The organism is Burkholderia sp. HMSC10F09 (assembly GCF_001806955.1).
In the GTDB taxonomy this organism is placed as follows: Bacteria; Pseudomonadota; Gammaproteobacteria; order Burkholderiales; family Burkholderiaceae; genus Burkholderia; species Burkholderia multivorans.
The window spans coordinates 1-10,330 of record NZ_KV786805.1 but is presented as its reverse complement, the minus strand read 5'-3'; the positions used below and the strand labels follow the sequence as shown (position 1 = coordinate 10,330).

9 protein-coding genes and 2 pseudogenes are annotated in these 10,330 nt (G+C 72.1%); 2 read left to right on the top strand and 9 right to left on the bottom strand.

From position 1 onward, the window contains the following. From HMPREF3115_RS20015 to HMPREF3115_RS19990, 6 genes and pseudogenes are all read right to left on the bottom strand, one after another. Positions 1-1,288, bottom strand: a pseudogene (locus HMPREF3115_RS20015) (DUF3416 domain-containing protein); the annotation flags it as partial. A gap of 169 nt (positions 1,289-1,457) precedes the next feature. Then, positions 1,458-1,946: pseudogene (locus HMPREF3115_RS20010) on the bottom strand (phage protein NinX family protein). A 14-nt stretch (positions 1,947-1,960) separates the two neighbouring features. Beyond that, positions 1,961-2,803 carry an endonuclease/exonuclease/phosphatase family protein gene (locus tag HMPREF3115_RS20005; protein WP_006405123.1) on the bottom strand — a complete coding sequence of 281 codons (843 nt, stop codon included), beginning with the start codon at positions 2,801-2,803 and terminating at the stop codon, positions 1,961-1,963. Beyond that, positions 2,794-5,034 carry a VTT domain-containing protein gene (locus HMPREF3115_RS20000; RefSeq protein ID WP_070555722.1) on the bottom strand — a complete coding sequence of 747 codons (2,241 nt, stop codon included), beginning with the start codon at positions 5,032-5,034 and terminating at the stop codon, positions 2,794-2,796. Before HMPREF3115_RS20000 ends, HMPREF3115_RS20005 begins: the two co-directional genes overlap by 10 nt. Further along, on the bottom strand, positions 5,031-5,369 hold the full coding sequence (locus HMPREF3115_RS19995; protein WP_006405125.1) for a hypothetical protein: 339 nt from the start codon (positions 5,367-5,369) through the stop codon (positions 5,031-5,033). The genes HMPREF3115_RS20000 and HMPREF3115_RS19995 overlap by 4 nt, the downstream gene beginning before the upstream one ends. Further along, a complete protein-coding gene (locus HMPREF3115_RS19990) occupies positions 5,366-6,061 on the bottom strand; it encodes an MgtC/SapB family protein (RefSeq protein WP_006405126.1) in 696 nt (231 codons plus the stop codon). The genes HMPREF3115_RS19995 and HMPREF3115_RS19990 overlap by 4 nt, the downstream gene beginning before the upstream one ends. Positions 6,062-6,241: 180 nt before the next feature. Between HMPREF3115_RS19990 and HMPREF3115_RS19985 the strand changes: the two genes are divergently transcribed. Beyond that, positions 6,242-6,484: a DUF6566 family protein gene (locus HMPREF3115_RS19985; protein ID WP_006398965.1), complete on the top strand. Its 243-nt coding sequence runs from the start codon at positions 6,242-6,244 to the stop codon at positions 6,482-6,484. A gap of 66 nt (positions 6,485-6,550) precedes the next feature. After that, positions 6,551-7,261, top strand: coding sequence for a succinate dehydrogenase/fumarate reductase iron-sulfur subunit (locus tag HMPREF3115_RS19980; RefSeq protein ID WP_006398966.1), 711 nt, complete (start codon positions 6,551-6,553; stop codon positions 7,259-7,261). A 392-nt stretch (positions 7,262-7,653) separates the two neighbouring features. Here HMPREF3115_RS19980 and HMPREF3115_RS19975 read toward each other — a convergent pair whose 3' ends face one another. The 3 genes from HMPREF3115_RS19975 to HMPREF3115_RS19965 form a co-directional block, all read right to left on the bottom strand. Continuing rightward, positions 7,654-9,282, bottom strand: a complete 1,629-nt coding sequence (locus HMPREF3115_RS19975; RefSeq protein WP_070555720.1) for a cytochrome c — start codon at positions 9,280-9,282, stop codon at positions 7,654-7,656. Then, positions 9,273-9,674 carry a hypothetical protein gene (locus HMPREF3115_RS19970; protein ID WP_006405131.1) on the bottom strand — a complete coding sequence of 134 codons (402 nt, stop codon included), beginning with the start codon at positions 9,672-9,674 and terminating at the stop codon, positions 9,273-9,275. The genes HMPREF3115_RS19975 and HMPREF3115_RS19970 overlap by 10 nt, the downstream gene beginning before the upstream one ends. Next, the coding region (locus tag HMPREF3115_RS19965; protein WP_256276295.1) for a cytochrome c oxidase subunit 3 at positions 9,671-10,330 on the bottom strand (660 nt) is incomplete at its 5' end. The genes HMPREF3115_RS19965 and HMPREF3115_RS19970, both read right to left, overlap by 4 nt.

The window sequence follows — 10,330 nt, the reverse complement described above, 5'->3', positions numbered from 1 at the left end:
CGCAGGCGCCGGGCGCGAGCGTGAACGCGTCGAGCGCGGCCGGCGTGCGCGACGGCGCGTCGTTCGGCGTCGCCACGTGCGTGAAGCCGCCCGGCACGCCGGGCAGGATCGTCGCCGGATCGACGCGCGCTTCGGCGTCGAGATCGGGGTTCAGCGCGATCAGCAGCGCGTCGTCGTCGTATTCGAGCGACGCGCTCGTGCCGCGCAGCAATACGGTCGCCGGCGCGTCGGGCGCGCTCAGCTGCAACAGTTCGCCGCGCGCGGCCGCGACCGGCGTCGCGCGGCGCCAGGCGTTCGCGTCGGCGAGCGTGCTCGACAGATCGAAGCGCGCGGCGTCGAACGCGGCGCGGTAGTGCGCGGCGCTCGCATCGCGTGCCATCAGCGGCAGTGCGACGCCGCGCTCGAAGCCCATCGGCACGAGCCAGCCCGTGCCGACCGCGGCGGCCGTCCACAACGCGCGGCGATAGGCCCGTGCGACGCGCTCGTCGGGCGCATCGCGCCAGTCGTCCGCGAGACGCGGGCCGTCGAACGCGTCGGGAAACGCGATCGGCGCGCCGATGCGGCGCAGGAAGCGGTGCTCGTCGACGAACCACGGCGCGCGCAGATCCCACCAGCGCGCGGACGAGAACACGGCGTCGAAGCCGGCCGATTCGAGCGGCGCGAGCGCGTCGCGCGCATGGCCCGGCACGCCGGCGATCAGCGCGAGCGACGGCCGCACGCGCTGCAGCGCGGCGCGCCACTGCGCCCACCATGCGGCCGGCAGGTGCTGCGGCGCGTCGACCAGAAAGCCGGCGGCGCCGGCCTGCGCATAGGCCGTCAGATGCGCGCGCCACCACGCCGACAGCGCATCGCGCGCCGCGTCGTCGGTCAGGTTTGCGTGCGCGATGTCCTGCGCGTGTGCAGCGCTGCGCGGGTCGATCAGCGCGTCGTCGTGCGCGCGCTCGACGTACCAGTGCGGATGCGCGGCCCGCAGCGGGTTGTCGCGCGCGACGCGCTCCGGCACGACTTCGAGCAGCACGCGCAGCCCGTGCCCTTGCGCGAGCTGCGCGAGCCGCGCGAAGGTGTCGAGCGCGCTGTCGCGCGTGCCGAACACGTCGGCGGGCCGGTCGAAATCCGCGACGTGGCGCGCAAAGCCGGCGGGGCTCGACGCCCAGAACGCGCCGACGAGCACATGATCGAAGCCCATCCCCGCGACATGCGCGAAGGTCGCCGACCATGCGTCGAGCGGCCCGACGAGGCGGGCGTCGCAGAAGTAGAGATGCGGAGCGAAGGTCGGCACAGGTTCCATGTGAGCGTTCGGGCAGGCAGCGAGGGCGATCAGGGCGCAAGCCGAACGCAACGCGCGTGCCCGCTCCGCGCAGCGCCGCGCGACAACGCCGGCGCGGTGCCGCGCCGATGCGGCCCTGTCGTTTTTACATGAGGTGCGTACCGGGAACGCGCGGCGGCGCGGCGCACGCTCACATGCGCGGCACCGAGCGGATGTCCGTGCTGTCGCCGAGCGCCGACGCGTCGTCCGCTTCGGGCAGCGGCGCGCCGGGGTCGTAGCGCACGATCGCGCCGCGCTCGATGCGGTGCGGGAAATCGGGCGGCGCGTCGACCGTGTCGCCGAAGCAGGCGCGCACGTACGCGCGCAGCAACGCGACGCGCGCATTCGGGCCGCGCGCGGCTCAGGTCGACGGGCCGTCGGCGAACGACGCGTCGCACTCGACCTCGCCGCCGCGCCGCACGATGCGCAGGTCCGTGACGCGATCGAGCACGGCGCCCGCGTCGGCCCACGAGCGCGACGGCGCGAAGTGCGCGTCGAGCCGGCGCAGCGCCTCGCACGCGGCCGTCACGACCACGGTCGGCGTGACGGCCGTGAAGCGCAGTGTGTCTTCGTGGTCGGCGCAGAGGCCGCGCACGCACCAGTAGTCGAGCGCGGTTCCGTCGAGTTCGTCGATCTGCATGGAGCTCTCCGTCGTCAGGGGGCGTCTTTGCGCGCAAGCGGCGTGCCCGGCCGGTCGAACGGTGCGGCGGCCGGCTCCGGCTTCGGCTCCGGCTGCGGCGCGCGCATCCGCGCGACGAGCGGATAGTGGTCGGACGCGTGCCGCGCGCGGGCGCTGCGATGGACCGCGACGTCGACCAGCAGCTCGCCCGGATGCACCCAGATCCGGTCGAGCGAGAACAGCGGGCAGACGGTCGGAAACGTGCGCGGCGCGGGCGCGCGTCGGAACCGCGTGACGAGCGCCTGCAGCGCGCGGCCGCGCACGAACCATTCGTTGATGTCGCCGAGCAGGATCACCGGCATCGCCCCGGTGTCGAACGCGGCGAGCAGCCGCTGCACCTGCGCGCTGCGTTCGCGCGCGGACAGCCCGAGGTGCGTCGCGACGACGCGCAGCGGGCCGGTGCGGCAGTCGATGTCCGCATCGAGCGCGCCGCGCGGCTCGCGCTGATGGAACGACAGATCGAGCGTGCGCGCCGCGCGGATCGGATAGCGCGACAGCACCGCGTTGCCGTAGCGGCGCTCGGCCGTATCGATCGTCGGGCCGGCCGCCGCGTGCATGCCGGTCGCGTCGCGCAGATGCGCGAGCACGTCGGGCCCGCGCGTGCCGCCGAGCGGCACTTCCTGCAGCGCGATCACGTCCGCGTCCAGTTCGTCGATGACCGCGGCGATCCGGTCCGCTGCGCGCGCGTGCCACGGGCCGTAGCCGCCGTGGATGTTGTACGTCGCGATGCGCAGATCGCGGCCGCCCGGCGCGGCCGCGGGCGGCGCGGGGGCCGTGACGACTTCGGGCGGCGCTGCCGTGTGCCGGATCAGCGCCATCGCCGCAGCATCCTGACGAGCAGCGCCGACACGCCGACGAGCGCGATGCCGATCGCCGCGAGCCACGCGAACGCGGTCGGCCCCGGATGGCTGAACGCGGCGAGCAGCTGGTTCGCGAAGATCACCGTGAGCACGATGCCGGGCAGCATGCCGATCGCCGTGCCGATCACGAAGTCGCGCAGCCCGATATGCGACGCGCCCGCGACGAGGTTGACGACCGTAAACGGCGCGATCGGCAGCAGCCGCAGCACCGTCATCGCGACCACGCCGCGTTTGCCGAGATGCTCGCTGAGGCGGTTCGCGCGCGCGCCGGCGAGCCGGCGTACCGCGTCGCGGCCGAGCCAGCGGCCGAGTCCGTAGGTCGCGACCGCGGCCATCAGCGTGCCCGCGCCCGCATAGGCGAAACCGGGCCACGCGCCGAACACGAGGCCGGTCGCCGCGATCAGCAGCGTGATCGGCACCGCGAGCGTCGCCGCAATCACGTAGCCGAGCAGCAGCAGCACGGGCGCGGCCGGCAGTCGCGACATGCCGGCGGCCGCATGTGCGAGCGATGCGACGTTCAGGCGCTCGCCGAGCGGCGAGAAGCGCCACGTGAGCGCGAGCGCGGCGATCAGCAGCACGATCGCGCCGAGCACGAGGAAGCGCGCGCTGAGCGTGCGGTGCTGTTCGCGCGGCACGAACTCGCGGATCAGCCGATCGGGCTCGATCGGCTGCTCGGGATCGAGCCACGCGCTGACCGGCACGAGCGCGTCGAGCTGCGGCGCGACCGACGGATCGAGCGTGCGCAGCGAACGTCCGCGGTCCTTGCGCAGCCGGTCGAGCGCGTCGTTCGGCCGTGCGCCGCGCGCGAGCGCGTCCGCGAACGCGTCGGCGACGGCCGCGGGCGTCGTGCCGAGATGCTCGGCCAGCAGGCGGTCGCGCGTGCCGGCGATCGCGGCGCGCACGCGCGGGTCGCCGGCCGCGACCAGCGCGACGCAGCATTCGGTGTCGAGCAGCATCGAGCGGTTGTTGAGGTTCGCGCTGCCGATCATCAGGCATTCGTCGTCGACGATCGCGACTTTGCTGTGCACGTTCACGCAGCCGTTGCCGAGCCCGTCGACGTGCGGATACAGCAGCCGGTAGCGCCCGAAGCGGTCCGCCGCGACGAGCGTGGCGTGCAGCCGCGCGCGCAGCACGCCCATCGTCGCTTCCTGCAGCCAGCCGCTCTGCACGCGCGGCGCGACGACCGTCACGTCGGGCCCGTCCTCGTCGGCGAGGCGCGCGGACAGCGTCTCGCGCACGACGGCCGCGGTGAAGTACTGGTTCTCGATATACAGATGGCGGCGCGCGGTGCGGATCGTGTCGGCGACCAGTTCGCGCACCTGGCTCACCGGCGCCGAGTCGCGATGGCGCGGCGCCGTATAGGCGATGCCGAGCTGCACGTCGCGCACGTCGACCTGCGCGCCGGGCGGCCACGGGTCGGGATCGTCGTCGCGTTCGAGATGCTTGTGCGCGCGGATCGCGATCGGCCGTCCGCATGCGCGCAGCCAGCGCGCGCGTGCCTGCTCGCCGATCGCTGCGGCCGCGTCGCCGTCGAACATCGTGTGCACGTCGTGGAACGGTCCGTACGGCATGCCCTGTTCGTCGCGCCGGCGCGGGTCGTCCGCCGCATGCGCGGGCGTGTCCCAGCGCGCACGCGTCAGATCGAGGCCGCCGACGAACGCGAGCCGGTCGTCGATCACGACGAGCTTCTGATGATGCGACGCGCCGCGCGGATGCGCATCGTCGAGCCGGAACACGATCCCGCGATGCGCGCGCCAGCTCGCGCGATAGACGGGCGGCCAGTCGCGCTCGAGCGCGTAGATCATCGCGAAGTCCCACGCGAGCACGTAGATCCGCAGGTTGTGCCGGCGCGACGCGAGCGCGTGCAGGAACGCCGCGAGCGTATCGGGGAAGCCGTCGTCGGCGCCGCCCGGCATGAGCCGCATCCGGCTGTCGACGTCCCAGCCGAGGATGAACACCGTATGGCGCGCACGCAGGAGCGCGGCCCGCAGTGTCGAGAAATACGCGTCGCCGTCGATCAGCGTCGCGAAGCGGTCCGCATGACGAATCGTGTCGCAGTTGCGGCCGACCTCGAGCAGGCCGTGCCGGACGATCGCGTCGCCCGGTGCGGCGCCGCGCTGCGCGTCGTCGGCGCGCGCCGGGCCGGCCGTCGCGAAGCCGGTGCGCGAGCCGCGGGCCGGCACGATCATCGTGCGTCGACGTCCCGGTCGCCGTCGATGCGCTGCAGCAGCACGTCGCAGCGTGCGCGCAGCGCCTGCATTTCCGGCGAATGCGCGTCGAGGCGTACGCGCTCGCCGTCGGCCGGCTGGCCGTGCGCCGTCGCGACCTCGTAGATGCCTTCCGCGATCGCCGAGGCGGCTTCGACGATGCGGATCCGGTCGAGCCAGTCGCATTCGGCGTGGTGGTACGCGAGCCATGCGCGCAGCGCGCCGACGACCTGGCCGATCGTGAGCCACGCGCCGGAACGCATGCGCGCGGCCAGTTGGCTGGTGACGAGATACGAAAGCAGATCGGTCTGGGTCACACGAGACTCCTTGACGAAGTGTCGGGACGGCAGATCCGTACGCCGGCGAGGTTTTGCAGCGTCCGGCAGATCGCCGCGAATTCCACCGGGCTCGTTCGCGAGAACGAGACCGAGATGTCGTCGGTGTCCGGATCGTCGTCCGACTGCTGGACGATGAACCGCTTCACGCGCACGTGCCGCGTGCCGAGCGCGTCGTGCAGCGTGCGTAGCGTGAGCCCGCCGCGCTCGACGACGAGCCGCAGCGTGCGCTGTTGACGCTGCGCGATGAAGCGGCGTTCGAGCGGCTTCACGCCCGCGAGGATCACGAGCACGATGACCGTCGCGCCGACCGACGCGACGATCATGCCGCCGCCGACCGCGAGACCGACACCGGCGACGGCCCAGAGGCTCGCCGCGGTCGTCAGCCCGCGCACTACTTCGCCGCGCAGCAGAATCGAACCGGCACCGAGAAAGCCGATGCCGGACACCACCTGCGCGGCGACGCGCGACGGATCGAGTACGACGCCGTTGCGGCCGGCGACGTCTTCGAAGCCGTAGGTCGACACGAGCATCGTCAGCGCGGAGCCGACGCACACGAGCATGTGCGTGCGCAGGCCCGCGGCCCAGTTCAGCCGCTCGCGCTCGAGGCCGATCACGCTGCCGAGCAGCGCAGCGAGCAACAGGCGTCCGAGGAGTTCGACGTGGCCGATCATCGCGTGTCTCCCGAGGTGGTGCCGACCCGGTGCCGGGACGGTTCGATGCCACGGGATGCAAGCGGCGTGCCGGTTCGCCGCGCGCGGGTACGCCGCGTGCGCGCGCAGCATCGGGCGCGCGCGGCCGTCGTGCGGCGCGCATTTTTTTCAGGTGATCGCAGATAAGCACAGGAGGCCATCGTGCAGCATCAACAGGACGCACAGGTACGCGATCCGTATCGCGGCCACGAGATCCGCGTGTGGGCGCGGCGCAACGAGCGCGGCGCATGGCGCGACGAAGTGCAGCTCTACGTCGACGGCGCACGCATCGAGCTGATCGTGCCGGAGCCGGCCGGCCCCGAATGGCTGACCGAGGACGAAGCGCTGCGTGCGGGCGTCGAGCGCGGCCGCTATCTGGTCGACAAGCGCGTCGACGACGATTGACGGCACGGCGCTTGCGCCGCCTCTGCCACTGTGCGGCCGCGCGGCGGCCGCTTGCCGGGAGACACGATGGACGACGACACGCGCATCCTCCATATCTATCGCTACGACCCCGATCGGGACGCGGCGCCTTACATGCAGCGCTACGAGATTGCCGTGCAGCCGGACGACCGGATGCTGCTCGACGTGCTCGGGCGCCTGAAGCGCGAAGACGAGACGCTCTCGTATCGCCGCTCCTGCCGCGAAGGGATCTGCGGCTCCGATGCGATGAACATCAACGGGTCGAACGGGCTCGCGTGCCTGACCAACATGAAGACGCTGCCGCGCGAGATCACGCTGCGCCCGCTGCCGGGGCTGCCGGTCGTGCGCGACCTGATCGTCGACATGACCGATTTTTTCAATCAGTACCACTCGATCAAGCCGTATCTGATCAACGATACGCCGCCGCCCGAGCGCGAGCGGCTGCAGTCGCCGGCCGAGCGCGACCAGCTCGACGGGCTGTACGAATGTATCCTCTGCGCGTGCTGTTCGACGCAGTGTCCGACGTTCTGGTGGAATCCGGACAAGTTCGTCGGGCCGGCCGGGTTGCTCCAGGCGTACCGGTTCATCGCCGATTCGCGCGATCTCGCGACGGGCGAGCGGCTCGATAACCTCGAGGATCCGTATCGGCTGTTCCGCTGCCGGACCATCATGAACTGCACGAGCGTGTGCCCGAAGGGGTTGAATCCGGCGCGCGCGATCTCGAACATTCGGGCGATGCTGGTGCGGCGCGCGGTGTAACGGGCGAGGCGAGGGTGGCGATCGTGGAGCGCTTGCGAGCAGGTGTGTGATGCGGTGGCGGCGATGGTGCGCGCGAGGCGGTGTCTCGGTGGCGCGCGCGTCGTGATCGAATGCGTGTTTGCCGCGATTGTCGGTATGTGTCAGCCTGCCGGTGGCGCGCAGTACTGTGCCAGTGAGTGGACGAACGCGGCGGGCGGTCAGTCGTGGCCGTCCTGCCTTGCAATATTTTTCGTTAGCGGTGACAAGAAGCGTTACGGATGTCGTTGCGAAAGCAACTAGTCGAGATTGAACGAGCGGCCCGTATGCGCGTTGCTGTCGGCACACCGTGAATTTGTCGTAGTGCCTGCGTGCCTGCGTGCCTGCGTTCCGCGGCGCACCGCCCGTCTCCCACGTCATCGATGAATCGCCGCACGCAGTCTGCGCACATCCTGCGTCGACACCGGCGCCGCGCGATTGCCCCATGCGCCGCGCACGTAGCTGACGACCGCCGCGATTTCGCTGCTCGTCAGCGCGCCGCGCATCGCCGGCATGCGCCGCACGCCGCTACGATCGTCGCTTGGCGCCGGACGCGCACCTTCGACGACGATGCGGATCGCGCTTGTCGGATCGGCCGCGACGACGACCGGATTGCCGGCGAGCGGCGGGCCGTGATGCGGTATGCCCGTTCCGTCCACACCGTGACAGCGTGCGCAGAAGCTCACATATACGCCCGCGCCGGGCGCCTGCTGGCCGCCTTCGGGGCGCGGGCCGGCCGCGGTCAGCCGCGGCATGCCGACGCCGAGCGGATTCGTCGCGGCAGTCGGTTGCGCGGGCAACGACTTTAGATAGACGGCGATCGCATGGCGATCGCCGTCGGTCAGCAGCGCGGTGCTTTCGCCGACGACCGGCGCCATCGCACCGAACACCGAACCGTGCCGCGTGTGGCCGTCGCGCAGGAATGCCGCGATGTCGTCGACGGACCAGCGGCCGAGTCCGTCGTTGTCCGCACCGGTCAGGTTCGGCGCGAACCAGTGATCGGTCACGCCGCCCGTCAGAAACTTCGCGCTGCGCTCGTCGTAGCCGCGCTCGTTATATGCGGGGCCGCGCGGCGTATGGCAGGCGCCGCAGTGGCCGAGCCCCTGCACCAGGTACGCGCCGCGGTTCCATGACGCGGAGCGCGACGGCGACGGCACGAAGCGTTCGTCGTTGGCGAACACCAGGCGCCACAGCCCGAGCGCCCAGCGCTGATTGAACGGAAACGGCAGCGCCGTGCGCTTGCCGGCCTGCGGCGACGGCGCGACGCCGTGCATGAAGTACGCGTAGAGCGCACGCACGTCGTCCGGATGGAGCCGCGCGAACGAGGCATACGGCATCGCCGGATAGAGGTTGCTGCCGTCCGCGCGCACGCCGCGCCGCAATGCATCGTCGAACTGCTGCAGCGTGTAGCGGCCGATCCCGTGTACGGGATCGGGCGTGATGTTGGGCGCATAGATCGGACCGAACGGCGAGTTCACCGGCTGTCCGCCCGCGTAGGGCGTGTGGTCGGCCGCATCGTGACATGCGGAGCAGTCGCCGGCATGGGCGAGATAGCGGCCGCGCTCGATCAGCGCGGCATCGGCATCCGCGGCGGTCGCCGCGACGAGCGGCCGGCGCACGTCGTCGTGCGCCGACGCATCCGGCACCGCAGCGCCGGTTCCCGAGGCAGCGGATGCCGACGCTTGCGCGTCCGACGCACCGCCGCCCGCCGCCGCACCGCCGTGCCGCGAGGATAGCCGCGCATCGCGCTCCGCGCGCGCGGACATCGCCGCATCGGCCGGCGCGCGAATCCGCGTGAAGCGCCATCCGGATGCCGGCTCCGGCGCGGACGCCGCCGATGCCGCATCGGCCGCATCGGCCGTATCGCGTTGCGCGCTGCCGCCGTCGAGCGGATCGCAGCCGCCGAGCACGGCGGAGAGCGCGAGCGCCACGACCGCCGGCCGACGCGCGCAGCGCAAGCCAAACCGGAAGCGAAACCGAAAGCGAGCGGACGAGATCAGCGCCATGGACTGCACGGCCCCACGAAACCTGTGACGATCCCGGTAAACACGAGACCGACGACGAACCCGAGCGCGGCGAGCACCGCGCAGCGGACCAGAAACCGCGTGCTGTCGTCGCGCGTCGCCGCGCGGATGTCGGGCTCGTCGGGCCGGCGCCAGACACGGGCGATCCACGCCGCACACGCAGCCGCGAGCGCGAACGCGCCGCCCGCGATGAGCGCGAGCCAGACGCCGACATGCGCCCAGCGCGGCGCGAGCTGCGCGACGCCGAGCGGATAGCACGCGGTCGACGCGAGCGTCTCGGACGCAGCCATCTGCGCGAACCACAGCGCGGGCGCGCCGACGAGCCCGGCCGCGATCGCGAGCAGCGGCGTCAACGAACGGCGGGCGTGTGTCATCCGGGCCTCCTGAGCCAGTACGGCGTCACGTACAGCGCGGTGAAGATGAACAGCCAGACGAAATCGACGAAGTGCCAGTACAGCGCGCCGACGCTCAGCGTGACGCGCCGCTCGCGGTCGAAGAAGCCGGCCGCGGTCCAGCCGGCGAGCAGCGCGAGAATCGCGAGCCCCGCGACGACGTGCGCAAGGTGAAAGCCCGTGATCGTGAAATACAGGCTGCCGTACAGATGGGCGGTCGGCCCGTACGGATGCTCGCGCCATTCGTGCAGCTGGACGAGCGCGAACGCGACGCCGAGCACGAGCGCGACGGCGAGCGCGGCGACGGCACGCGGCCGGCGGCCGGCGCGCACCGCCCGTTCGGCGAGCCAGACGAACACGCTGCTCGACAGCAGCACGGCCGTGTCGACGCCGGCGAGCCCGAGCTTCGGCATCCCTTCGGGCGGCCACGGCGCGGCCGACTGCGACTGCAGGTAGAAATAGCTGAACAGCAGATAGCCGAACAGGCCGGCCTCGGTCACGACGAGCGTCAGCACGCCCCACCAGCCGCCCGCGCGTTTGCCGCAGCTGCCGACCGGCAGCGGCGCGCCATACGGCGCGGGCGCGGCCGGCGGTGCAGCGACGGCGGCCGGCTCCTGCATCGTGAACGGCGCGGGCGG